The 26,752-nt window shown below is 45.5% G+C and carries 21 protein-coding genes and 1 other annotated feature; of the genes, 4 read left to right on the top strand and 17 right to left on the bottom strand.

Going from position 1 to position 26,752, the window contains the following annotated elements; all coding sequences use genetic code 11:
- Window positions 1-288 precede the first annotated feature (288 nt).
- Both DWX61_RS11000 and DWX61_RS10995 read left to right on the top strand, forming a co-directional pair.
- Window positions 289-741, top strand: a complete 453-nt coding sequence (locus DWX61_RS11000) for an Hsp20/alpha crystallin family protein (protein ID WP_015525518.1) — start codon at window positions 289-291, stop codon at window positions 739-741.
- A 368-nt stretch (window positions 742-1,109) separates the two neighbouring features.
- Complete coding sequence (locus DWX61_RS10995) at window positions 1,110-1,754, top strand: type I phosphoribosyltransferase (protein WP_118514147.1); 645 nt, start codon at window positions 1,110-1,112, stop codon at window positions 1,752-1,754.
- 69 nt (window positions 1,755-1,823) lie between these two features.
- Here the strand turns inward: DWX61_RS10995 and DWX61_RS10990 are convergent, their stop codons facing one another.
- Window positions 1,824-2,777: an RpnC/YadD family protein gene (locus DWX61_RS10990; RefSeq protein WP_118625298.1), complete on the bottom strand. Its 954-nt coding sequence runs from the start codon at window positions 2,775-2,777 to the stop codon at window positions 1,824-1,826.
- Between the two features lie 749 nt (window positions 2,778-3,526).
- Here DWX61_RS10990 and DWX61_RS10985 point away from each other — a divergent pair.
- A complete protein-coding gene (locus DWX61_RS10985; protein WP_118607881.1) occupies window positions 3,527-4,741 on the top strand; it encodes a DUF4317 domain-containing protein in 1,215 nt (404 codons plus the stop codon).
- Window positions 4,742-4,751: 10 nt separating this feature from the next.
- A complete protein-coding gene (locus DWX61_RS10980) occupies window positions 4,752-5,549 on the top strand; it encodes an HAD family hydrolase (protein WP_158293303.1) in 798 nt (265 codons plus the stop codon).
- Window positions 5,550-5,655: 106 nt separating this feature from the next.
- Here DWX61_RS10980 and DWX61_RS10975 read toward each other — a convergent pair whose 3' ends face one another.
- The 16 genes from DWX61_RS10975 to DWX61_RS10900 all read right to left on the bottom strand — a co-directional run bounded on the left by DWX61_RS10975 (window position 5,656) and on the right by DWX61_RS10900 (window position 26,750).
- Window positions 5,656-6,915, bottom strand: coding sequence for an FKBP-type peptidylprolyl isomerase (locus tag DWX61_RS10975; protein WP_118625294.1), 1,260 nt, complete (start codon window positions 6,913-6,915; stop codon window positions 5,656-5,658).
- Window positions 6,916-7,128: 213 nt separating this feature from the next.
- The gene (gene mfd / locus DWX61_RS10970; protein WP_118625292.1) at window positions 7,129-10,455 is read right to left on the bottom strand and encodes a transcription-repair coupling factor; all 3,327 of its coding nucleotides are present in this window, start codon (window positions 10,453-10,455) and stop codon (window positions 7,129-7,131) included.
- A 7-nt stretch (window positions 10,456-10,462) separates the two neighbouring features.
- Window positions 10,463-11,041, bottom strand: a complete 579-nt coding sequence (gene pth / locus DWX61_RS10965; protein WP_118514159.1) for an aminoacyl-tRNA hydrolase — start codon at window positions 11,039-11,041, stop codon at window positions 10,463-10,465.
- 79 nt (window positions 11,042-11,120) lie between these two features.
- On the bottom strand, window positions 11,121-12,071 hold the full coding sequence (locus DWX61_RS10960) for a TIGR03943 family putative permease subunit (protein ID WP_118607885.1): 951 nt from the start codon (window positions 12,069-12,071) through the stop codon (window positions 11,121-11,123).
- 122 nt (window positions 12,072-12,193) lie between these two features.
- Window positions 12,194-13,336: a CobW family GTP-binding protein gene (locus DWX61_RS10955; protein WP_118625290.1), complete on the bottom strand. Its 1,143-nt coding sequence runs from the start codon at window positions 13,334-13,336 to the stop codon at window positions 12,194-12,196.
- A 211-nt stretch (window positions 13,337-13,547) separates the two neighbouring features.
- Entirely contained in the window at window positions 13,548-13,781 is a 234-nt protein-coding gene (locus DWX61_RS10950) for a hypothetical protein (protein ID WP_015525508.1), read from the bottom strand.
- A gap of 136 nt (window positions 13,782-13,917) precedes the next feature.
- Complete coding sequence (locus DWX61_RS10945; protein ID WP_118625288.1) at window positions 13,918-15,030, bottom strand: DUF3878 family protein; 1,113 nt, start codon at window positions 15,028-15,030, stop codon at window positions 13,918-13,920.
- On the bottom strand, window positions 15,014-15,946 hold the full coding sequence (locus DWX61_RS10940) for a GTP-binding protein (protein WP_118625286.1): 933 nt from the start codon (window positions 15,944-15,946) through the stop codon (window positions 15,014-15,016). Before DWX61_RS10940 ends, DWX61_RS10945 begins: the two co-directional genes overlap by 17 nt.
- A 225-nt stretch (window positions 15,947-16,171) precedes the next feature.
- Window positions 16,172-19,504, bottom strand: coding sequence for a TRAP transporter large permease subunit (locus tag DWX61_RS10935; RefSeq protein ID WP_118625284.1), 3,333 nt, complete (start codon window positions 19,502-19,504; stop codon window positions 16,172-16,174).
- Window positions 19,505-20,008 carry a TRAP transporter small permease gene (locus tag DWX61_RS10930; protein ID WP_118514171.1) on the bottom strand — a complete coding sequence of 168 codons (504 nt, stop codon included), beginning with the start codon at window positions 20,006-20,008 and terminating at the stop codon, window positions 19,505-19,507. It abuts the gene before it with no gap.
- Window positions 20,009-20,094: 86 nt separating this feature from the next.
- Window positions 20,095-20,341, bottom strand: a binding site (T-box leader).
- A gap of 86 nt (window positions 20,342-20,427) precedes the next feature.
- The gene (locus DWX61_RS10925; protein WP_118625282.1) at window positions 20,428-21,825 is read right to left on the bottom strand and encodes an alanine/glycine:cation symporter family protein; all 1,398 of its coding nucleotides are present in this window, start codon (window positions 21,823-21,825) and stop codon (window positions 20,428-20,430) included.
- A 201-nt stretch (window positions 21,826-22,026) separates the two neighbouring features.
- Window positions 22,027-23,055, bottom strand: a complete 1,029-nt coding sequence (locus tag DWX61_RS10920; RefSeq protein WP_118625280.1) for an alpha/beta fold hydrolase — start codon at window positions 23,053-23,055, stop codon at window positions 22,027-22,029.
- Between the two features lie 202 nt (window positions 23,056-23,257).
- Window positions 23,258-23,794 (bottom strand): nitroreductase family protein, encoded by a 537-nt coding sequence (locus tag DWX61_RS10915; RefSeq protein ID WP_118625278.1) that lies wholly within the window; start codon window positions 23,792-23,794, stop codon window positions 23,258-23,260.
- Window positions 23,795-24,006: 212 nt separating this feature from the next.
- The gene (locus DWX61_RS10910; protein ID WP_118625276.1) at window positions 24,007-24,939 is read right to left on the bottom strand and encodes a DMT family transporter; all 933 of its coding nucleotides are present in this window, start codon (window positions 24,937-24,939) and stop codon (window positions 24,007-24,009) included.
- Window positions 24,940-24,943: 4 nt separating this feature from the next.
- Entirely contained in the window at window positions 24,944-26,035 is a 1,092-nt protein-coding gene (locus DWX61_RS19325; RefSeq protein ID WP_286188075.1) for a hypothetical protein, read from the bottom strand.
- Entirely contained in the window at window positions 26,016-26,750 is a 735-nt protein-coding gene (locus DWX61_RS10900; RefSeq protein ID WP_118625318.1) for a class I SAM-dependent methyltransferase, read from the bottom strand. The genes DWX61_RS19325 and DWX61_RS10900 overlap by 20 nt, the downstream gene beginning before the upstream one ends.
- Between the last annotated feature and the right edge of the window lie 2 nt (window positions 26,751-26,752).

Genomic DNA, 26,752 nt, shown 5'->3' with positions numbered 1-26,752 from the left:
CCTAATTTCAGCAAAAGAACATAAAGGGCTGAGAGTGGAAATTAGTTTTTCATTTTAGGAAAATGTGAAGAAAGTGTGAAATTAGCACTCGCCTCTTGACTTCGCTAGTAATAAGTGTTATATTACATATAGAACAAGGGAGGAGATAAAAAAAGAACTTCCTGATGTTCAGAGTAAAACCAAACGATCACCACTGCGGAATGACCCGAAGTGGTAACTATATACCGGCAACAGTTGGATTTCTTGATCCACCGGAACGGCTTTTCAATTTGAAAGGAGAAATGACTTATGATGTTCCCGAGTGTATTTGGAGAAAACTTATTTGATGACTGGATGGATGATTTTGGATTCAGAGATAATTTCTTTAGCGGAAAGAATCCTCTTTATGGCAAACATGCAAAAAATATCATGAAAACTGATGTACGTGAAACAGATAAAGGCTATGAGCTGGATGTAGATCTTCCAGGATTTAAGAAAGATGAAGTACAGGTACAGCTGAAGGATGGTTATCTTACCATCTCCGCTGCCAAGGGTCTTGACAAAGATGAGGAAGACAAGAAAGGCAATTATATCCGCCGTGAACGTTATGCTGGCAGCACAAGCAGGAGTTTCTATGTTGGTAATGGTGTAAAAAACGAAGATGTCCATGCAAAATTTGAGAACGGTGTTCTGAGACTTTCTATTCCGAAAAAAGCAGCTGAAGAGATCGAAGCTGATAAATATGTATCTATTGAAGGCTGACATTGACTCACTCTCACAGGAGGAGAATCCATAGAGATTCTCCTCCTCTTTTTTATACACAATAATACATATGGCACTCTCTTTCCAATTTACTGCATGCTCACAAGTACTTTTACTCTATAGTAATGATCCTATTGTCAAAGCTTTCATGATATTGGATATTTTTTAACAAATATACTTGATTTTTCGAATATTTTTTATATATTTTGCATTATATTGTTTTATTTTTTTGAAATCAATGGTATAATATGCACAGCTAATCGGATATTTGCGATCCGCATTTGGTTAATTAAATCTGTTTCGTAATCCTTCAGGATAATTCTCCTGAACAACCACGTAAAACACGATCACGACAGGAGGTTTTTATTATGGATCAGGACAACATCATAAAAATTTACGCGCGCAATGACAACCGCATACAGCTTAAAATGATTCCGGGACACTTCGTAACATCCCAGTCCCATATCACACACTACCTGGATCTCACCACCATGAAATCCAGATGCGCTGAAGCACAGCGTATTGCATCCGCTCTCGCAGCAAATTACGAAGCATCCATTCCGGTAGACACCATCGTCTGCATGGACGGACTTGAAGTGATTGGTGCTTATCTCGCCGAAGAACTGACCAAGGCCGGCGTTCTTTCCATGAATGCACACCAGACCATCTACGTCATCACCCCTGAGTTCAACAGCACCGGACAGATAATCTTCCGCGACAACTATGAACCAATGATCAATGGAAAAAACATTCTCATCCTAAATGGTTCCATCACCACCGGATCCACATTGAACCGGGCTATCGAAAGCGTTCTGTACTATGGCGGTAAGATCCGCGGCGTGGCAGCCATCTACAGCAGTGTAGACAGTGTAGCCACACTCCCTGTACACTCTATCTTCCAGGCCAGAGACATCCCGGACTATCACTCCTACCGCTCTGACAACTGCCCACTGTGCAAAAACCGCCAGAAGATCGATGCTATTGTCAGCAGCTACGGATATTCTGTATTATAAAATTCAGATCAGTCAACGAATCCCCCATGGATAGCAAAACCAGTGGGGGATTCTCTTTATCCTTTCCAATTATAACTGATATTCTCTGTACATGGCTTCACGCATTTCTTTATCTGTAACAACCTTCTGGATCTCATTGCCACGACCATCAAGTATAAGCCTGTTGATCAAAACTCTAAGTCGCTCCTCCCCCTGAGCCATTCCCTGGGCCATTCCCTGTTCTCGCCCCAGTGCTTCAGCCTGTTCTTTAGCTTCCGCCATCAGCCTTGCCCTTTTCTCAGATTCCAGTTCCAGAACATGTCCACCCATAATCTCACCTATTCCTTTCCGGACTTTCTCCTCATTTCTGAAAATATGATCAGATATCCGAGTTATCAGTCCAATCAGATCACTGAACAGTTCGGACCTTCCAGATTCAGTGATCTCTGCTTCCAGTTTACTCCGGATCACTTCATATTCATTCAGTAATTCCTGAAAAAGTTGTGGATCCTCACTCATCTCATGCCCTCTTTTTTCATATCGCATGATATAAAAAGGAAGCAGCATAAGAAGACTCTTTTCAAATATCTTATCTTTTGTATAATTCTCTACTTTAATGGCAGGCACTCTGTACAAATGACATCCTCCATCTGGAAAAACCACATCCACTTCCAGAAAATCCGGCGTATTCCTACTGTTTCTAAGATACAACACACAAGAACGCGGAAACTCCATCCGATACCTCCGTCCCTGCTTTCTGGCAAACTCAACAGCAGTTGCAAAATCATACTCTATCATCCGTACAGCCATTGTCCTGTCATCCGTACTCTGACATTCTATATGATAAATCCGGTTTCCGATCAACAGCCGCGAATCCATAATAATCTCACCATCCACCCGCTGATACTCATTACGCAACTGCACAATCTCCACATCAGCCGGATATGATGTATGAAAAACATCATTGATCAAAGGCACGACCAGAAACGTCATTTTCTCCATCATAGTACGAAAAACATCATCAAAAATCGTATTATCTCTCAAACAATACTCCTTCTGGTATATACAATTATACCATCAATCAAACACTTCAGAAACCCTGTATACAGTTTTTATAAATATTTTTCGAAAAAACGCTTCAGACATTGAAGCAAAAAGAAACCAAATAAATGGCTAGATCTTATAAGATACACAAATCATATCACACATCCCACCACAACACCACAAAAAACCATCTCCAAATTTCGACACCACCATCCAACGTCCAGCAACGCGCCGACCCTCACAATCTCCCTCCAAGCCACAGGGAATCTCACTCTTCCAAACTACAAGCGTCCAGCAACGCGCCGACGCTCACAACCTCCCTTCAAACCACAGGGAATCTCAGCCTTTCCTCCCAGCCATCCAGCGCAGCGCTGATGGCTCATCCAACTCCCGTCAGACCACTCTAGCCCTCCCACCATGACCGCACAGTGTGAGGTTTGCAGCAGAAGTCCGGGTGCTTTGGAGTGAGCCTTGGTCCATACTTAGCGTCTGAGGTGGTTCACGGAGAGGTACCCGGCGGCCACAAGCCGCAGGGTAAGGCCCATCTGTCTGAGCCAGGTACGCATCAGCGTACATGGCGAGTTATGGGCCGGCCGCTCCGTGAGACACCTCAGACGCTTAGTATGACCAGGCGAAACGACGGCACCCGGACTTCTGCTGCAAATCTCACACGTCCGTCCGTGTCATCTTGCCCCCACCAAACACCTGTGCTATAATCAAATTAATCAAAAAACCGAGGTAAACCACACATGAACAAAAAAGAAATCGCAGAAATAAAAAAACAATTCACCCCTGACCGCTGCTCCATCACCCGCATCTGCGGCTGCTACGTAGACGGTGAAAAAAACAAAAAAACCGAACTCAAAGAAGCCTTCTTATCCTTATCAGAGGAAGAAACCTTCAAATACTTCGACATCTTCCGAAAAACCCTCACCGGCACCATTGGAAAAAACCTCATCAACATGGAATTTCCCTTGGATCAGGAAGACGAAGGCGGAACCCAAAACTTCCTCATGAAACTCCGCAAAAGCAAACTCACCGACGACACCCTCACCGAAGCCTTCTACGACAGAATCATAGAAAACTACGACTACGGTGAAAACTACTACATCATCCTCATCCATGCAGTCTACGACATCCCCGGCAAATCCTCCGACGGCGCCGAAATGTTCGATGCCTCCGATGAGATCTACGACCACATCCTCTGCAGCATCTGCCCGGTCAAACTCTCCAAGGCAGGCCTGCATTACAACACAGAGACAAACAACATCGAAGACCGTATCCGGGACTGGCTGGTAGAAATGCCTGACTGGGGCTTCCTCTTCCCACAGTTCAACGACCGCAGTACCGATATCCACGGACTTCTCTACTACACCAAAAACGCCGAAAATCTCCGCTCCACCATGATGGAAGAAGTCTTCGGCTGCACCACACCGCTATCTGCCGGAACCCAGCGCGACTCCTTCAATGCTCTGGTGGAAGAAACACTTGGTGATGACTGTGCCTACGACACAGTCCTTGAGATCCACGAAAAGCTTAACGACCTCATTGAATCCCAGAAGGACGAACCGGAACCTGTTGTCCTCACCAAATCCGAAGTCAAACGTCTCTTCGAAGAATGCGGCGTAGAAGACGAAAAGCTTCAGAACTTCGATGAACAATATGAGCTTGCTGCAGGAGAAAAATCTGCTCTGGTAGCATCCAACATCACCAACACCAGAAAATTCGAGATCAAAACCCCGGATGTGGTGATCCACGTGGCACCGGACCGGGCAGAGCTGGTAGAAACTCGGATCATCGACGGCCGCAAATGCCTGGTGATCCCCATGGAAAGTGAAATAGAGCTCAATGGCATCCGTGTCAGCGCACTGAACTCTGTTGAAGATACATCCGCAGAACCGCTTCCTGTTAATGATATTACTGACATTAATAACAATAACACCGAAGAAGAAATCCCATTTTAAAGGAGACCTTATGAACGATAAAAAAATCCTGTTCTTCGACATAGACGGCACACTGCTTACGTCTCACCCATTCAAGGTTCCGGAGAGCACCAGCCGAGCCCTCACAAAAGCCCATGAAAACGGTCATCTTCTTTTCATCAACACCGGCCGCACCAAAGTAATGATGCCCTCTGCACTCTCAGAGCTTCATTTCGATGGCTATATATATGGCTGTGGAACCCACATTTACATGGATAACAAATTGCTTTTTTTCCGCACAGTCCCAAATCTTCTGTGCAAGGAAACCGTAGATCTTCTCCGCAAATGTAAAATCGAGGCACTTTTTGAATCCAACACTGAGATCCTGTATGATGGCGCATCTCCGGCCCAGTCCGAATTCGGAGTCAAAATGCGAAAAGAAATTCCAATGGTCGACATCACGAAATTCAATCGGGAGGATGCCTGCACTTACTCCTATGACAAATTCCTGGTACATATGCTTCCGGATTCCAATGTCGAAAAATTCCGCAGCTTTTGTAATGATCATTACACCTATTTTGATCACGGAGACGGAATCTGGGAAGTCACACAAAAGGGTACCAGCAAAGCCACAGGCATGGAATTTCTCCTGGACCGCCTTTCCATCCCCAAGGAAAACTGCTACGCATTCGGAGACAGTCCCAACGACCTTCCCATGCTGAAAGCTGCCGGAGTCAGCGTTGCTATGGGAAATGCTTACGGAGGCATCGAAAAGCACTGCACATACCAGACAAGCGCAGTGGACAGGGATGGGATTCTTCACGCATTGGAGCATCTGAATCTGATCTGATGATCCGTAAAGCAGGCATGAGCATTACAAAAAACGAGCCGTGTACGATAAACTCGTACACGGCTCGTTGTCTTTTCTCTTATCATTCCATTGCAAACATTGTATCTTATTTCTCAGCTTCCGGTGTAGCAGCTGCCTCATCTTCTGTACTGTCTGCAGTCTCCTCATCAGCCTTTGCAGAATCTCCCTCTGTCTCCGGTGTCTCGGTCACATCGGTCTGCTCCTCAGCTGCCGGTGTCTCGGTTGCCTCAGCCTCTGCAGAATCTGCTGTCGGTGTCTCAGTTACATCCGGGTCCGGTGTCGGAGTTGGAGTCTGGATCGTAAAGCTGTGATTATCTGTGATCTTGATCTTCTTGATCAGTTTTTTCTCTTCTTTGATATCTGCTTTCTTCTTCCATCCATCTGTTGTATCATTATAGAAATCATCCTTCTTGGTGTTTGTCAGAGACTCTTTCTTACTCTCAGTTGCAGTTTCATCATTCTTGGAATCCAGTCTCACAACATACCATACGGAATCTGTCTTGATGATTTCTTCGTTCAGTGCACCCTCATCCAGCTTTCTTAAAGCGGTACGGACCTCATCCGGATAAGTAGTTCCGTTGGCAGCACTGCCATCACCTTCCTCATAGGCAGGGCATGTTCCGGTTGTTGCAGTCATATCCTCGGAAATCTCATCTCCAAGAGTATTGAAATCTGCAGCCGGATCCTCTTTTACCTTGTCATAGAACTTCTGAAGATTCTCTTTATTCTTCTTGATATCATCATCGGAAAGATCATCTCCGCTGACTTTTGCACTTGCATAGCTGAAGGACATCTGCTGATATTCTTTCTCATCCAGCTTCACGTCCGCTTTGGCTTCAATGGCATCCTTCATCTTCACATCGTATGTCTCAAGCTCGAGGAAAGTCTTCACCATATCTTCATCAACCGCAAGCTCTGCAATTGTCTCATCGGAATTGGCAGCCATAAAGTTCTTGGCAGCTTCCTCAAGAGCCTTCTGCTCATCATCTGTAATTTCAACATCATACTCGGAAGCGTGTTCTTTCTCCAGACACATCTTCTCAACAGTCTCAACAGATGTTGTTACCGCATTTTCACCGTAAGTCTCCTCGGAATCATCATCCATTTTGGTACTCCAGATAGACATATCGTTTCCGCCGCCAAGATACATCTTGTACATTGCCTCAGCCTGTGCCTGCTGCATACGTGCTGCCAGACTTACAACGCCAAGCGGGATCTCCTGCTTATTGACTGTCAATGCAATCTTTGTACCATCGAGTTTTTTATTTCCGCAGCCTGCCATCATTCCTGCTGCTGTAACGCAGACAAGAGCAGTAACTGCCGCTTTCTTTACTGAATTTCTCATTTCATCCTCCATCTATCCGTCCATAAGAATCACGGTCCGGCTCTTATTCCATAATACTTGATTATAAACGTTTTCACCTTTAAGAGCAAGGAATTTCACGAACTTACACGACATTTCACAAATTATCCACAAGTCTTTCCGGGGAAATATCCGGTATCCACAAACCGGATGTTTTTTCCCGTGGATAACCCCGAGCCTGCCTGATTCTTCCCTTTACTCCAGTGGCTCTGCCAGTTTTGCCAGCTCCCCCGCAAACTTCATCAGCTCTTCGATCAGCCTTCCCTGTGGTGTCAGGATAAATTTCGGCTCATGATCAGCCTTAAACTGCAAACCTCTCCTGTACTGCGCCATAATAGCCGGGATACCTGCAGGATCCAGCTTGGCCTTTTCATAGAGCGTGATCCGGACATCTTTTCCAAGCTGCTTGATCTCCGTCACATATCCCTGATGAGCAAGAGCCTTCAGCCTTGCAATGGCGAGAAGGTTCAGCACAGCTTTTGTCGGCTCGCCAAAACGGTCGATCAGCTCCTCCAGCATATCGTCATACTCCTGCTGGCTTTCAATACCGGCAATACGCTTATAAATATCCAGCTTCTGGAACTCGTTGCTGATATAGGAATCCGGAATAAACGCATCAATGTTAAGATCAATGGTCGTCTCAAAATCATCCATAGTCCGGATTCCCTTTGCCTCCTTGACAGCCTCACTGAGCATCTTGCAGTAAAGGTCATAACCAACTGCATTCATATGCCCGTGCTGCTGAGCACCAAGCAGATTTCCTGCTCCACGAAGCTCCAGATCCTTCATAGCTATCTTAAAACCGCTTCCAAGGTCTGAATACTCCCGCATGGCGCTGAGCCGTTTCTCCGCGGTCTCCTGGAGCATCTTGTTTTTGGTATACATCAGGAATGCATAAGCAGTCCTGTTGGAACGTCCTACACGCCCACGTAGCTGATAAAGCTGGGAAAGGCCATATCTGTCCGAATCATGGATGATCATAGTGTTTACGTTGGAAATATCCAGTCCTGTTTCAATGATGGTGGTAGAAACCAGCACATCCACATCTCCGTTGATAAAATCATACATTACCTGCTCCAGTTCCCTCTGACTCATCTGTCCATGTGCAAAATCCACTCTGGCCTCTGGCACAAGTCTGGATATCCGAAGGGCTACTTCGGCAATGTCATTGACTCGATTATATACGTAATACACCTGTCCACCCCGGCGAAGCTCCCTGCGGATGGCTTCCCGGACAGTCTCCTCATCGTACTCCATAACGTATGTCTGGATTGGCACACGATCCATCGGCGGCTCTTCCAGAACGCTCATATCACGGATACCGATGAGACTCATATGAAGAGTTCTCGGAATCGGCGTTGCCGTCAGCGTCAGTACATCCACATCTTTTTTCATCTGCTTGATCTTCTCCTTGTGAGTAACACCGAAGCGCTGCTCCTCATCAATGATCAGAAGTCCAAGATTTTTAAATTCCACATCTTTTGAAAGAACTCTGTGGGTGCCGATCACAATATCTACCTGCCCCTTTTTGATCCCTTCGATGGTCTTTTTCTGCTGGGCAGATGTCCGGAAACGGCAGAGAAGCTCCACCTTCACCGGAAATTCTTTCATACGCTGTACAAAGGTATTGTAATGCTGCTGGGCAAGAATGGTGGTAGGGACCAGATAAACCACCTGCCGGCTTTCCTGTACTGCCTTAAACGCAGCTCTTAAAGCCACCTCCGTCTTTCCGTAACCAACGTCACCACACACAAGACGATCCATGATCCTGGTGCTTTCCATATCTCTCTTGGTATCCTCAATGGCTGCCAGCTGATCCTCTGTCTCCTCATAGGGAAACATCTCCTCAAATTCCTTCTGCCATACGGTATCCGGTCCGCAGACATACCCCTCTTTCTCCTGGCGTACTGCATAAAGCTCTACCAGCTCTTTTGCGATATTTTTTACCGCACCCTTAACACGGCTCTTGGTCTTATTCCACTCCTGACCGCCAAGCTTGTTCAGCTTGGGCGTTTTTGCATTTTCGGAGGATCCGGAATATTTCTGCAAAGCATCCAGCTGGGTTGCCAGGATATAGAGATTACTGCCGCCCCGGTATTCGATCTTGATGTAATCCTTCACAACACGGTCAACCTCTACCTTTTCGATTCCACGGTAAATACCCAGTCCGTGCTTTTCATGAACAACAAGATCACCAATGGAAAGCTCTGCAAAATCCTGGATCCTGTTTCCGCTGTACTTTTTCTTTTTTTTGCGCTTTTTCTGCTCTTTGCCGAAAATATCGGTTTCCGTCATCACTGCAAATTTGATCAGCGGATACTGGAAGCCACGTCTTGCGTGACCATAGACCACCATGATCTCCCCGGGACTGATGATACGATCCATGTCCTGGCTGTAAAAAGCATTCAGTCCTTCCTCTGAAAGATCCTTTGCCAGACGCTCCGCCCTGGTCCTGGAACCGGAGAGCAGTGCGATCCGGTATCCCTGACTCTTATACTGAAGGAGATCCTTTACCAGAAGTTCAAAGCTGCTGTTATAAGAATCTACAGACTTCACCGTAAGATCAAATTCCTCATTGATCTTCCATCCGGAACGTCTGGGAGAAAGTGCGGATACAGCCACACAATTCCGTCTGTTTAGCTTCTTCTGCAGTTCCTGAAAGCCACATAGCCACTGCTCCGGAAGATTTGCCTCGCCTTTTTCCTCTCTGTGCATACGACTCTGACGGTACTCTTCCTCCACACCCTCGCCGTTTTCTGCCAGGTGGTTCAGTTCATCCAGAAACACCAGTGTTTTTTCTTCCGGAAAATAATCCAGAAAGGATACCATATCCTCTCCGTCCATCTTTTCCGCGGCCGGATAGATCGTAATTTCATCTACATTTTCCAGGGATCTCTGGCTTTCCGCATCAAAGCTCCGGATAGAATCCACCTCATCATCCCACAATTCGATACGCCAGGGATTATCCTCTGTCAGCGGATAGATATCAATGATTCCTCCACGCACAGAAAACTGCCCCGGAAGCTCTACCTGACCGGTGCGTTCATATCCCAGCTCTACCAGCTCTTCCTTCAGCTGATCCAAATCGATCACACTGTCACTTTTAAAATGAAGAAGCCTGCTTCTGATCTTTTCCAGCGGCATCAGGAAATCCATACATCCGTCAATACTGGTAACAACGGTCACTTCTTCCTGTTCCAGAAGTGCCCGGATCACACGCATCCGCTGCCGGATCAGAAGATTTCCGTGAATATCTGCCTGAAAAAACAGAAGATCCTTTGCCGGATAAAAATATACATTTTTGTCATAGAAGCGGTAATCCTCATAGATTTCCTTTGCATTACGCTCATCATCCGCAAGGATCAGATGATATGGAAAAAGCCCGGAAAGTCCATACATCAGATGGACCTTCTGGGACTCCATGCATCCGGAAACGTTAAGAATTCCGCAATTTGCGCCACAACGCTTTTTTATTTCCCCAAACTCTGCAAGACCCTGCAGAGGCTGCAAAAATGCTTCCATACAAACCTCAATTCTTAGGCTTTTTCCTGTTATACTTATTCATCGCCGCATCTACGCCCTCGGACAGGATCATCTCCACAGCCTCTGCCGCATCATTGATCCCTTCATCCACAAGCTTGCGGTCACTGTCCGAAAAATGCCCCAGCACAAAATCTGCCAGATCCCAGTCTTTCGGTTTCGCACCGACACCAACACGGATACGGATAAATTTTTCAGTTCCAAGACGGCGGATGATATCCTTTATCCCGTTATGTCCGCCCGCACTGCCTTTTTTGCGAATACGAAGCTGTCCAGGCTCCAGATCGATATCATCGTAGATCACGATCAGCTCTGTCTCCGGATCGATCTTGAAATAGCCGGACATCTCCTGGATCGGACCACCGCTTAAATTCATATAGGAAAGCGGTTTCATCAGAATAGCTTTTTCACCGCCGATGATACCTTTTCCATACATGGCATTAAATTTTACGCCACCCTGCGGGATATTATTCTTCTCCACAAGACAGTCAACGGTGTCAAAGCCCATGTTGTGGCGTGTAGCCTCATACTGCTTTCCCGGATTTCCCAAACCTGCAATTAAATACATAAAAACTCCTCAGCTGTAATTTACCTGTTTCAATGCCAGGCCTTCTTATGCCTTAAGGCATACAAATGCTCTGATCGTATCAGTTGAAATATACCATCTCATCAGCAAGTGGCTCGCAAACTTCCACATGCTCTGCGTAAAGTACGATTCCCTCTCCCTGATATTCCATTCTCTTCTCAAACGCAACCTTCGCGGTAACATCCACCCACTGGCCTTCTGCGATCTTCGGGGCAAAAGCGCTCTTGCAGATATAACCAAGGAATGTGGTATCATCTGCACAGCATGTCATGGCTGTTCTTCCGGGAACAAAGAATTTGCTTCCCATTCCACGCGGCTTCAGGGCACGTGCTTTAAAGTGAACGGTTTTTCCGACATAGCGGTCCGGATGATCCATGGAATCCACAAACCAGATACCATAATCCTCTGGAAGGATATCAATCACCGGCGCATCAATATCAAATGGCATCTCATCCTCAAAAAGATCACCAAGCTCGCCTTCTTCATCCTCAAAAATAATCTCCGCACGCTGATTCACCACCTTGATGCTTCTTCTGTAAGAAGGAAGCGGATCATTCTCCTGGCAGCGGTTAAAGATAACCATATCAGCATTGCGGACCATGTCCATAAAAAGGGACTTCATATTCGCCATATAAACCTGGAATGTGCTTGCATCCACACAGGTGATATGCTGCTCCACGCCCCAGCCTTCCGGTTTTTCCATCTCTTCAAATTTACTTACCAGCCACATGCCATTGTACTCAATGATCACCCGCTCCGGCTGATGCAGGATTTCCATTGCCGCAAGTCGTTCCGGTGTAAGCTCTTCCTCGCTGTCAATGATCTCCACAACGGTATTGCACTGTTTCAGTGCTTCCTCATCATATTCTTCCTCACCTTCTTCGCAAAGGATCAGAAGTGTTTTTCCATCGATCTGAAAGTAATCCTGCTGCAGGGTAAAGCTCAGGAAAGAGGTCTTGCCGCTTTCCAGAAAACCTGTGATCAGATAAACGGGTACTCTGGTCTCTTCCATAAATCCATCCTGTCAGATACTGTACGATTTAATGTACAGTATCTGTTTCCTTTCTGTAACAATCTATATCTGTATTCCGCTTTGGCTTTGCATCAAAACGGACATTTATTTTATCATATGCTTTATGCGATCCCGAAAAGCTCCTCCAGTGCATGCTCGTCAAGCTTAGAACCGATCACGCACAGACGGCCTGTATATTCTGGTGCGCCCTCACGGATCTCGGTTTCTTCCGGAACCATATCAAAATAGATCCATGTTCCGTCCTCTGCCGGAAGCATTCCTTTTGCACGGAGAATGATACCATATTTATCAGACTCGGAAAGTGCCTCAAGGATCTTCTCAAGTCCCTCACGTGTATATTTTTTAATAGTCTCACGGCCCCAGCTTGTGAAGACCTCATCTGCATGATGATGGTGGTGGTCATGTCCGCAGCCGCACTCTCCGTCGTGGTAATGGTGATGCTCATGCTCTTCATGATCATGTCCGCAGCCGCACTCTCCGTCGTGGTGATGATGATGCTCATGCTCTTCATGATCATGTCCGCAGCCACACTCTCCGTCGTGGTGATGATGATGCTCATGCTCTTCATGATCATGTCCGCAGCCGCACTCTCCGTCATGGTGGTGATGATGCTCATGCTCTTCCTCAAGCATCTCCTGCTCCAGGGATACCGGATGCTCCATAACCTCTACCAGTTTCTTACCGTCAAGATTCTCAATCGGAGTCGTGATGATAGCAGCATCCTTATTCAGGCTACGGAGAAGCTCCAGAGACTCCTGAACCTTTTTCTCACTTGCAATATCGGTACGGCTCATGATGATGGCACCTGCATACTGGATCTGGTTATCAAAGAACTCACCGAAGTTCTTCATATACATTTTGCATTTTTTTGCATCAACAACAGTTGTATAGCTGTTCAGTTTAATGTCAACCTCGTCCTGAACACCCTGTACAGCCTTGATAACGTCAGAAAGCTTACCAACTCCTGATGGCTCGATCAGGATCCTGTCCGGATTGTATTTGGTAACAACCTCTTTCAGGGATGTTCCGAAATCTCCTACCAGAGAGCAGCAGATACATCCGGAATTCATCTCACGGATCTGGATCCCAGCCTCTTTCAGAAATCCGCCGTCAATACCGATCTCACCGAACTCGTTCTCGATCAGAACTACCTGCTCACCCTGAAATCCGTCCTTCAGAAGCTTTTTGATCAGAGTTGTTTTTCCGGCACCAAGGAAACCGGAGATAATATCAATTTTAACCATTTTGTATACACTCCTTTTAACGTAGTTTGACCAGGAAGTATTATACCCCCTGGTTGTATCCTGTTATGATCATGATGACAGAGAAAAACTATCTGTTTCTGTATCTGCTGTCATTATATCCATTTTACAAAACAGACATTCATATTCTGCTTTATATTCAGATTAATAGAGGGATGTGAAAAGCTCACATCCCTGAAAATCGTTCTTCCTATCAGCCGTTGATCATAAAGTTCATAAGCTTGTCGATATCCTCTTTCTCTGCTGCAACGATCTCAAGTTCCGGAATTTCCCCGGCGGAAAAGATGTTTGCAAGAGATACATACTGGGAAAGCTTGGATTTCAGGTTCAGTCTGTCTCCCTCTCCTGTTACAAGCTCTACTCTGCCTTTGCAGCTGTCAATTACCTCAAAAAATTTATCGATATCTGTAATATGTGTTACTTTCATTTTAAAAATCTCCTTTCTTATCAAAGGGCTGTTCTTAACTCTTTCCATTAAATTATACCCCAGTGTTTTTAAAAAAGCAATCCCTGCCGGGCAAAAACACTTCACAGATATTCTCTGCGGATATATATATATTTCGTCATATTTCTTCAATTTCAACGGTACAGTCTTTTCTTCCTTTGTTCCATTTCATGAGATAAACCTTAAATCCCAGAGAATCTCTGGCAATGGTAAACGGTTCTTCTCTGAATACTTCGGATCCGATACCCTGCTTTTTCAGCTCTGCCTGCTTTGCACTGGCTTTTTCCGTAAGAACTTTAATTTCTTCATCAGCTTCTTTTCCAAAAGAACGATTCCCATATCCTGATGACGCTTCCCTCAGCTTTTCGGAAAGGCACATCGTTACCTGAATGTGTTTTGTACGGTGAAGCATTCCTGCCAGTTTCCGTGCTACCCATTTAAACGGAAGTTTCCGGTAAATTTCAAGCCACCTGACAAAGGTACGGTCTCCTGCCTGCCTTGCGATCTCTCCCATTACCTCAATTGCCTTTTCCGAGGGAATCCACGGATTTTCCCTGGGAACAATATACTTTTCCGGAACAGACGGATAACAGCAGTAATTCAATGGCGGAAATTCCACCAGTACAGAAAGCTTCTCCTCCAGAGCGTTGCAGCTGTCCCCGCCTATATAATCATATTTGTCGCGGAGGATTGCCAGGCGATATTCCAGCTGCCGTAAATATTCATACCCTTCTATCCAGAAATGACCGATCCGGCTGTAATCGTAGAGATATTTTTCCAGAGACAGGGTTTCAAAAAACAAAGTCACCACCGAATCATCCTGGTGAACCACAAGGATATATTCTATGCCCTGCCGGCTTAAATCTGCCAGGATCTCGCCCTCGTAATCCGGTTTGTATACACCTGTCATACGGGCATTTCCAAAAACAAGAAAGCTTTCTACCGCATCATTCATAAGATACACAAGGCGGATTTCTCCGTTTTTTACATAAGAATCCACTTTGTATATATTGTCATCGGACTTTTCCGCAATTGCTTCCGAAAAAGCACTCTCTGAAGCTGCTTTTTGATTCTGCGGGCCTTTCTCATCATTCACTGCCACCAGTTCAAACTGATCTTCTCCAAGCAGCTCTGCAAGCTTCTGAAATGTATCTGGCAGCTCTTCAAATGCCTTCTCTGAGACATATCTCTCCGGTGCTGTTTTTCCTGCAGTATTATTTCCAGTATCCATCAATTACCTCTTTATTCAGTTTTTCCCCAATAACGATCATGATCTCCTGTCCCAACTTTGCTGGCCGGATGCAGATCTCATGGCGGGTAGCATTCAGCTCCAGCCACTGTCCATCTTCTTTTCTGAGAAAACCTTTTACGCGAAAAACATCTCCGCAGGATGGATCATTCAGGATCCTTTCTGCAGTTTCATAGAGTTTCTCCTCACTTTTATGAACGTTCATAAAAAACAGAGAATCAAATCCACCGCCTTCCGCATAGGATTCCTTCACATAAGCTTCTGACACATACCCACAATTCAGGATCTTTTCCAGGTCTGTGTCCGTGAGATCATTCCAGTTTCCGGTGAGGATCTCACTGTCCAGACAGCGCCTGCACTGGATCTGGCCAAGTGCACGGTTGAGATGCTCTTTTGTGCTGCTGATCTCTTCCACCGTGGCTTCCTGGCTCCTGCTCAGTAATACACAGCCTGCATCTGCCACCTCAGAAGCCAGCAGATAATCAGCTTCCGCAGAAAGATCCTCTGCCAGCTTCGCATCCACAATGGCGATCACATTTCCGATCTCATACCATTTATCCAGCGGTTCCTCATGGAGGGCGTCAAAGAACTCATCCACATCAAAGATTCCGGATGGTTCTACGATGACACGGTCGTAACCGCACATTCCCATAGCGATCAGCTTCGTCTTAAATCGCCGTCTGTGACAGTCCGCATCACAACCGCCGGAAACCATCTCCAACTCACAGTTGTCACCCATCAGATCCTGAAGCAGCATCATATCCACATTCACTGCCCCGAAATCATTTTCCAGGATTCCAATGTTCATGCCTTTTTTCAGAAGATAGGAGGCATATTTTTTTATAAATGTTGTCTTTCCGGATCCGAGAAACCCGGTTATCAGATCGATCTTTATCATATTTCTTCCTTTACTTTATCAACTCTCCGGAGCATACGGTAAAATAAATGCGAATATATGCTTTACTTATGTTCCGGCCATGTTTCAACAATCTCCCGCCCGACAAATGCCGGACTGCTATCAGTATATAATCTTTTTTCCGCAAAGAAAAGAGGCGGTCCTGAAAAATTCTCTCAGAACTGCCTCTTTCCGGCTATTTTATTTTTTTATAAACATATATGAAGATTACTTTGTAAACAGATCTACCAGATCCTGACCATCATCATAGCCCTGTTTTTTCAATTCCTGAACGAACCAGTCATCTACACCGTCTACTGCTTTCTTAAAGGAGTCGATATCCATGTCCTTTTTCTCTGTGAAGGTCACACCGTTTTTGTCTGCCCAGCGTGCTTTGATCTCATCATCACTGGAGCGGTTGATGTAACGCTCATATTCAACAGCCTTCTGACCACACTCGTCAACAACAGCCTGCTGCTCCGGTGTCAGCGCATCATAAATATCCTGGTTGATGCAGAAGAACAGGCAATCATAGATTGCATCCCACATGGAGCAATATGGCTGTACCTCCTGTACACTGGCTGCATCGATGGCGGGCAACGGATTCTCCTCGCCCTCTACCGTATTCTGCTGAAGTGCCGTGTAGGTCTCGGACCAATTCATATTTGTGGCATCTGCCCCCCATCTCTTATAACACTCCATAAGAAGATTAGAGCCGGCTACACGAACCTTCAGATTCTTCATATCATCTACAGATTTTACCTCATGCTTGCTGTTTGTCAATTCACGGAATCCGTTCTCTGCAATACCCATGCAGTGGAGTCCGTAGCCGTTAAGGATCTCCTTCAGCTTATCTCCAGCCTCTCCGTCAAACTTCGCATCTGCATCATCATAGGAATCATAGATGAACGGCAGGGATACCACATTGAAGCGTGGATCAAATGCAGAATAGATCAGATTGGAATGCATGGAGATCTGTACCGGGTCTCCGTTCATCAATGCCTGGATTCCCTCGGACTGATTTCCGTTTGTCAGCTGATCCGCTGCGTAAATGTTAACCTTGACCTTTCCTCCGGTAGCCTTTTCCATGAGTTCACCGAACTTACGTCCTCCATCAGCCCAGGTACTTGTCTCTGTTGTGGAGCATGCAAAGTTCCAGGTTGTCTCAGGCCAGTTCAGATCACTGTAATCCTCCACGGTATCTACCGAATCCTCTGTAAACAGATCTACAAGATCCTGTGCATCGTCATAGCCTGCACTCTTAAGCTCGTTTACAAACCAGTCGTCGATTCCGTCTACTGCTTTCTTGAAGGAATCGATATCCATATCCTCTTTCTTTGTAAAGGTCACACCGTTGCTCTTCTCCCAGCGGCTTATGATCTCCTCATCGCCGGAACGGTTGATATAACGCTCATACTCAACAGCCTTCTGGCCTGCCTCATCAACAACCTGCTGCTGTTCCGGTGTCAGGCTGTCATAGATATCCTGGTTGATACAGAAGAACAGACAGTCATAGATTGCATCCCACATGGAGCAGTACGGCTGTACCTCCTGTACACTGGCTGCGTCGATCGCAGGCAACGGGTTCTCCTCACCCTCTACCGTATTCTGCTGAAGTGCTGTGTATGTCTCGGACCAGTTCATGTTTGTGGCATCTGCCCCCCATCTCTTATAACATTCCATGAGAAGATTGGAACCGGCCACACGAACCTTCAGGTTCTTCATGTCGTCTACTGTTTTTACTTCATGCTTGCTGTTTGTCAGCTCACGGAAACCGTTCTCTGCGATTCCCATACAATGAAGTCCGTACTCACCAAGGATCTCTTTCAGCTTTTCTCCGGCCTCACCGTCAAATTTTGCATCTGCGTCATCGTAGGAATCATAGATAAACGGCAGGGATACTACATTGAATCTCGGGTCAAATGCAGAGTAGATCAGATTGGAATGCATGGAGATCTGTACCGGATCTCCGTTCATCAGTGCCTGGATTCCCTCGGACTGATTTCCGTTTGTCAGCTGATCTGCTGCGTAAATATTAACCTTGACTTTTCCGCCGGTTGCTTTTTCCATAAGCTCACCAAACTTACGTCCTCCGTCAGCCCAGGTACTTGTTTCAGTTGTAGAGCATGCAAAGTTCCATGTCATCTCCGGCCAGTCAAGATCACTGTAATCAGCGATGGTATTAAAGGAATCACTTCCGTCCCCGGAATCCTTGGAGCTCTGGCTTTCTGTGTCAGAAGACTGGTCTCCTGTATAGGAGCCCTCTTTTGCAAGAGCCTTCGGAAGAGCTGTGGAAACAGCCGGAATATAAGTGATGATCAGAAGAACTGCAACGGATGCAGCGATCATCGGCATAACTGCTCTGGAGATCTGCTGAAGAGTAACCTCCAGACCTTTTTTGATCTTGATACTGATGGCAACAAAAAGGTTTACACCTACCGGAGGTGTTACCTGTCCGATCGCAAGGTTAACTGTTGCCATAACACCAAATGCTACCACATCATAGCCCAGAGCCTTACATACCGGAAGCATGATCGGTACAAAAATGTACATCGCAGAGTTTGCATCAATGAAGCATCCTGCAATCAGGAAAATGATGTTTACGATCAGAAGGAAGGTAAACTGATTATGTGCAATGCCGGCAAGAAGCTCAGATGCCGCATTTGCAATACCAAACTTGGTACATACAAAAGAGAACAGAGAAGCACTCGCTACGATCAGCATGATTCCACCGGTTGTCTTTGCAGAATCCACAAGAATGTCAAACAAATCTTTGAGCTTAACCTCACGGTAGATCACCATACCAACAAACAGACCGTAAACAACAGATACGGCTGCAGCCTCAGTTGGTGTAAAGATACCACCGTAAATTCCTCCGAGGATGATAACCGGCATCAGGAATCCCCAGAATGCATCTTTAAATGTATCCCAGCGCTCTTTTGCGGAAGCTTTTTCACGGGATGGCTGAATATTATGTTTCTTTGCCTCGATCATAACGATGATCACAAGAGCAACACCCATCAGAAGTCCCGGAACGATACCAGCCATAAACATATCTGCAATAGATACGCCTGTGATGGAAGCATATACAACGAATGCGATACTTGGCGGTATGACAATGGCGATGGAACTGGAAGTTGCCATCAATGCCGTGGAAAACGGTGCGGAGAAACCGCCCTGCTCAACCATAGCCGGGATCAGAACTGCTCCAAGTGCCGCAACAGTTGCAGGACCGGAACCGGAGATTGCTCCGAAGAAGCAGGCTACGATAACACATACAATGGCGATACCGCCCTTTTTATGTCCTACGCAGGTATCTACGAAGTTGATCAGTCGTTTTGAAATACCGGCTTTTGCCATAATGTTTCCGGACAGAACAAAGAACGGGATAGCAAGAAGCAGGAATTTACTGATTCCGGAGTACATATTTGTAGCTACGATCGTCAGAGATGTGCCGGAATAAAGGATGGCACATACAGATGACAGACCTAAGCAGATCGCAATGGGAAGTCCCAGGATCAGGAAAACAAAGAAGGAGATAAATAAGATTGCACTGATCATTTATTTGTCCTCCTTTTCATCATCTTTTTTCAGGCAGAAGTCCAGACAGTACTCAATAAAATGAAGGATCATGCAGCCTGCTCCGATCGGCACGAAGGACCAGAATATCCACTCCGGCCAGTTCAGTACGAAAGTTCTCTTGCCGTTTGCCAGCTGTGTAAGAACTTTGTCCATTCCATACTTAAATAAAATTGCGGAAAAAACAATGCACAGGACCGTGATCAGGATCACAGATGGTTTTTCCAGTTTTTTCGGAAGACGGTCCGTAACCAGTGTCAGACTTACCAGTCCTCCCTTTTCACGGCAGGCAAGTGCTGCTGCCAGAAGTGTGATGAGAACAAACACCGCTACAACAAGCTCTTCTGTAAAAGACCATGAGCGATGGATGACCTTACGGGAAAATACATTTCCCACAGTCAGCACAAGGATCAGCAGTGTGGAAATGACCAGTACGATTTTTTCTACTGCTGCAAGTGCGTTCATGAGTTTTTTGTACACTTTCATACTCTTTCCCCTTTTGTATATTTTTCCGGTTTCAGATCCTTACCCCGTGGTTTAAAATGTTTTTGAATAAAAAAAATCCGTCCCCTTTCAGGGACGGATATAAAATTCCGCAACCACCCTGTTTCTCAATTGAAACAAGCACGATTCTGCAACGTACCGGCATACGCGACTTCTGTAACGGGAAGCACCCGTGAAAACCTACTTACTTGTCTGAAACTTTCGGCTTTCCTTCTCAGGGATGATATTCAAGGCAGTTCCGACGCTGTATCACACCAGTCACAGCTCTCTGAAGACGGTTCCTCTGTCTTTACTGATTCCCTTCATGGAATTTGCTTCTGTTATGTGTTAACTCTTTAATGAGCTAAACTAATTCTAACTCTGTTTGTTTTGATAGTCAAGTTTTTTTTTCAAAAACTCCTTCAGGCGTTCTTTCCTTCTCCGGCGAAGTACTCCTTCACAAGCTTTACAACCACACCGGAAAGCAGGAATACTGCGATCAGGTTAGGGATCGCCATCAGACCGTTGAAGGTCTCTGCGATACTCCAGAGAAGTCCGAGATCAACAGTTGCACCGATGATCGCTATCAGAGAGTACAGTACCATAAAAGGCCTGATAGCTTTTTCCTTAAAAAGAAACTCCGCACATCTGGCTCCGTAAAGTCCCCATCCAATGATAGTGGAAAATGCGAAGCAGCACATGGCAACTGCTGTAAAGATGGAAACCCAGTTTCCGTATGTACTGGTAAAACCGCTGATGGTAAGCTCCGCTCCTGCTGCTGCGCCATAACCGATCGGCACCTCGCTGCAGAGGATGACAAGTGCTGTCAGCGTACAGATCACGATCGTGTCCGTGAATACCTCAAAAATCCCGAAAAATCCCTGTTTTACAGGTTTTCTGGTGTCTGCACAGGCATGTGCGATGGAACCGGTACCAAGACCTGCCTCATTGGAAAAAATACCTCTGGAAACACCTTTTTTCATACTCATGAAAAAGCTTCCTACTACACCGCCTGTCACAGATGCCGGATTAAATGCGCCTCTGATGATAGCGCTGAAAACACCCGGAACATTTTTCCAGTTGATGATAATTACACCGACGGCAAGAATAATATAAAACAATGCCATAAACGGTACCAGCTTTTCTGTAACCTGGCCGATCCTTTTGATTCCGCCAAGCAGGATCATTGCCACAAGAATCGCAAGGATGATCCCCATAACAAGGTTTACCGTAGAAGTATTGTCTGCAGCGATCACATTGTAATTGATCAGTGCAGAATCAATAGCTGTTGTAATGGTATTAACCTGGGTTGCATTTCCGGTTCCGAAAACAGTAAGCACACCAAAAGCGGAAAACAGATATGCCAGCCAGTGCCAGTGTTTTTTTAGACCATTCTTAATGTAATACATTGGTCCTCCAACCAGATCTCCATTGGCATTGGTTTCGCGGAAATGTACCGCAAGTGTTACTTCTGAAAACTTTGTACACATTCCAAGAAGTGCGGAAATCCACATCCAGAATACGGCTCCCGGTCCTCCGATGGCAATAGCACCTGCCACACCTGCAATATTTCCCGTTCCCACGGTAGCAGCTAACGCCGTACAAACAGCCTGAAACGGTGTCAGACTTCCATCGGAAGCTTCTCTTTTCCGAAGCATACGTCCGATAGTAACCCTGATGGCATAGGGAAATTTCCGAATCTGGAGAAAATTCGTGCGGATACTTAAATAAAGACCTACACCAATAATACAGATCATCGCAGGAACGCCCCAGATAAAATTGTTTACAGCAGCATTCACTGATTCAATAACAGATAACATTCTATAATCCTTCCCTTATTTAATTTTGTCTTTTTGGATTGTACGTTTGTCTGTACAAAAAGACGATTCGTTAGATTATATCACATTTTTTGTCGAATGTATAAGAGAAAAGCTTTATAATTTTACTATGATAAAGAAAGAAAGTGAATAAAAGCTGCCAATCCTGTTGTTAAATATGTGATATACCTGTAGTAAAAATACTTATCTGTGATCAATATCATTTTCCGTATCGTCCAGGAATGTAAATATATATCCCCAGTATTTCTCCAGGATCTTACCTCTGCTTCCATAGATCTCATGCTTTGTTCCGATCATATGGATATAATCACAGCTTGTTTTTCCCTGGCGATTGATCTTTCCGGCAAAATTTTTCAGGGCACGGACAGACACCAGATCTTCCGCCTGGGCCTGGATGAGCAGCATTGGTGCCGTATATTTTTTCCATCCGTAGAGACGCAGATACCAGCTCATTTCCGCAGAAGCCCAGAGCCAGCCGTAGGATGGAGACCAGGTCTGGAGCTCCTTATGTTCTGCACGGAGATTTTTGTATCGCTCGTATCTTGGTTTTGATGTTGCGGAGCTTGTCTCAAAAGAACCTCTGCCATCGTAAGGCTTTCGGCCAGCTACATATTCCTCATCTTTTCCGAAAATGCATTTCTCCAGAGCTATGCCGGTGGCTGCCGGCCACGGAACATTATCTGTAAGAGGACGGATCATCGGAGAAGAAAGGATCACCTTGTGAAACCAGTCCGGCTCCCAGGCTGCAGCAATACCACCGATGGCACCACCCATGGAATGTGCATACAAGTTAAGTGACAGATCCGGATGTGCTTTCTTTATGTATCGGCATGCTTTCAGAAAATCGCGGATATATCTTCTCCATGTATCGATGTGGACCAGAGACGGGTCTGCGGTAAGACGATAGCTGCGGCCATGACCGCAATGCTCCGGAATATATACATGATAGCCTTCCTTAAGAAAATAATAGGCCACTTCATCATATTTCACTGCTGATTCTGTGAATCCGTGGCTGATGACTACCACACCTTTAGGCATATCAATATCAGACAGATACTGCAGCATATGGATCTTACCTGTGATCCGTTTGCTTTCGTTACGAAACGGATAATCCGCACCTGGTACATAAAGTTCCCTTCTGTGTGACAGAAGATATGGCGTTACGATATTTTTCATGGTTTCTTCGTATTCATTTTCATGTATGATCTGCATATTGGTTAAAAACCTCCCTACTGTATTGCTTTTTTTCTCCCAAACTCTGCTTTCCAAAATCCTTCCATGTTGTTACAGCTGTTTTCTTACAGGATAACAGAATTCATTCCTTCAGGCAATCCTTTTCAGACCATTTTGCTCTTTGATTTCTGTTAAAAAATGCCCGGACACTTTGATATGTACCGGGCATTTCTTCTATTATTTAATAAAATCTCACAATATCTTCCACTTCTTTACGTTTCGGTCTTGCAGGCTCTTCGGCTGCTTTTCCGATAGCGATCACTGCCACTACCGTTTCTGTTTCCGGAATGGAAAGGATCTCACGGAGTTTGTCTCCGGCACGAAGTCCCATGATCAGGGTTCCATATCCAAGCTCCTTTGCCTTCAGGATAAGATTCTCGTTCTGAAGTCCCAGATCATAGCAACCCCAGCCGTTTCCGAGCTCATTATCCGGTGTTCCGTCTTTCTGAAATCCGGCATGGTTATGTACAAAGGTTGTAACGATCAGGGAGGCATTCTCTGCTTTTGCCTGGTTCATTTCCGGAAGACATTCTCTGCTGACCTTCTCCACCATCTCTTCGGACATTACACAATAATATCTTCCGGTCTGGGAATTTTTCCAGCTGGGTGCTTCCTGAGCGGCCCGGATCACTGCAAGAAGATCTTCTTTTGTGATCCTGCTCTCCGGGCTGTATTTACGGATGGTCCTTCTCTCTTCGATCAGTTTCTGAAATTCCATATTTTTCCTCCTTATCTGTCCGGTGCAGGATTTGCTTCCGGATCCTGCAGTTATTCCGGCACGGATTTATATGTTCACACTTTTTATGGAACTATTTTAACACAATGCCGTATTGAAATCAATTTTCAGAACTCCGGCATCGTTACTGTTCACTCCGTTCTCAGCAACACGCTTCAAAAAATATTGCCTGAGAACAATAACTGCAATACCACTTATGAAGATTTTTTTTGATTTACCACATAAATTCCCACACAGACAAGAAACAGTGCGATGAGACTTCCCATATTAAATGCCTGATGTACCTCTCCCAGAACCAGTGCAGACAGGATCACACTGAACAAAGGATTTACAAAGCCAAAGATCGCTACCCTGGATACATCGTTCCAGGCAAGCAGCACTGACCACAGTGTATAGGCCACCGCAGACACCATTGCCAGATAAAAGATAATCCCGATACCGGCAGCATTTACGCTTCCGAGATGTCCTCCCTTCCCTTTTCCGATCAGGAACAGAATGATCCCGCCCATGGTAAACTGCGTTCCGCTGAGTACCACCGGAGATATCTTTCTGGAAAAAATATTGATCAGCACCGTGGACATTCCGTAAGAAAACTGCGCGATCAGAATAAATCCTTCTCCTGTAAGCCTAAAACCTGCATCCAGAGAATTTCCCATAAGATTGATCACGACCACGCCTGCAAAACCCAGGATACAGCCAAGCATCTTTCGCCCGGTCATTTTTTCCTTGTGAAAAACAAGGCAGGACAGCAGAATCGCAATAAAATTCCCAAGACCTGTGATAATAGCGCCTTTTACACCAGAGGTATGTGCCACACCTATATAAAAGAAGAAATACTGACATACCGTCTGAGCCATACATACCGGCACCGCATATTTCAGAACAGTTCGATCCGGAAGCAGAACCTTGCGCTCACGCAAAGATGCAAAGATCAGTACAAGGATTCCTGCCAGTGCAAAACGCACACCTGCAAAAACGATCTGACTTGCCGTATCTGCAGAATCCATCTGCATCAGACGGTATCCTGTCTTGATCAGCGGGATCGCACTCCCCCAGAGGAGACAGCAGACGCAGGCAAGCGCTGCCACCACCCAGGTTTTTTTTAATATTGTTTTTGTTTGTTCCATTTGTTTATTCTCTCTTTCTCAAAACTTCTTCCATCTGACTGATCACAGCTTTTATTTCATTTATTGCACTGATACTTACGTCCCGGAAATCAAGCTTTTTCCCCTTTCCGTATAATTCCGCCTCATAAGCGCTGGCTTTCTCTTCATCTTTATCCTTGTATCGGGCTTTTCCGATCAGCCAGGCACTGGAATCCGCACAGTCCGGATATTCCGTATTTCCCCGGATCAGAAAATCCTCTGAAGCTTCCGTCAATGCTGTTTTCAGTTTTTCTGCTTTATCCAGAAATTCTTCCGTTGTCTGCGGATAATGTTCTTTTATATAGAGGAGATTTTTATGAATACAGGTAGCACTTTTTTCCATTAGTTTCCGTTCTTCCGGATCTTTGAAATTATCATATTCCCCAGGCCGGACTTCCCATCCGCGGATGGATTTGCTTAATTCCATCAGCCAGTATACATGACGGGAAATATCGTCCGGAAACATAAAATACGTAGAAAATTCATGATCGATCATAGGTGCAAGACTTATGATCCCGCCATCTTTATCACAGAGAAATGCTACATTTTCATAGTGATAATTCTGGTCTCCCTTCAGGACAGAGATCAGTACCTGCATGGCAAGCTGTTCCGCCATTTCCTGATGCTCCTGAAAAAAATCAGCCTCAAAAATATCTCTATAATCATAAAACATCTGGCAATAGTTTACATAATTATCTATGTCCACCTTTTCATCCGGATATTTTCGAAAAAATTCCAGAAGATTCAAAAGGTTTTCCCCTTCTTTATATGCCATGGGTACTGTCGTTCCGTAATCAAGATATTTTTCATTTGCTGCCTCATATCCTTCACAAATGGCCAGTTCATATCTGGGCGCAGGCATGAAATATTCATTAATGATCGTTGACCAGAATACCTCTGCATAAGCATACAGTGGCGTGGAAAATGGTTTGGATTTCGTCAGTGGCTTGAAGATCATATTTCCCGGAAATATAGGGAAATGTTTTTCCCCGCTTACGACGCCTACAGCTTCAGCCTCAAGGTTTCCGATTCGATTTTTGTATTGATAGTGTCTGACTTTATAATACATAGCAGTCATATCGTATTGCCTTCCCCTTCAATGTATAAGACGGCTCCCGGCCGGCAAGACATTCACTTTTCAGCGGACGCTTGACGATGATCTTATCCGGATTTGCTCTGATAGCTGCATCGAAAAGATCCTTTTCCCCGGAACACGGTGGTTCCAGCTTCTGGATCAATTGAAGCTTCTTGTTAATCAGACTGGATTTCTGTCTTGCCGGAAACATGGGATCCAGATAGATCACGTCTACAGGATCAAGAAGCTTTGACATACCTTCTACACTGTTTCCCTCGATCACCTTCATACGACCGGCAATATCTTTCAGATCCATATTTTTCCTGGCACGGCGAATGGCATCTTTAAGAAGGACTGCGATTACCGGATTCTGCTCGTACAGCGTCACTTCATAGCCCTGGGCTGCCAAAAGAAAGGCATCCTCACCCATTCCTGCCGTAGCATCGATGGCCTTCCTTCCCTCCTTATCTGATTTCACCGCCTTCACCAGCATCTCATGCTGAAGTCTGCCTCTGGTAACTCTGTGAAGCATCGTCTCCACAAAATCCCCCTGATAGGTCAGCCCAAAACCGGACAGCGAAACGCCCCTGGAATCAAACCGCACCGTCAGAAAATCTCCCGGCTTATCCTGGAGCTGTGCTCCGGTCTTCCTGCAAAAAGCTTCCGCCATATCTCTCTGTCCGCCCTTTCCAAGACAGACTGCGATTTTATCATTCATTT

The sequence above is a fragment of the Ruminococcus sp. AF20-12LB genome (genome assembly GCF_003478985.1).
Classification (GTDB): domain Bacteria; phylum Bacillota; class Clostridia; order Lachnospirales; family Lachnospiraceae; genus Blautia_A.
The sequence above is the reverse complement of the archived record's forward strand: the minus strand, read 5'-3'. Positions and strand labels throughout refer to the sequence as shown.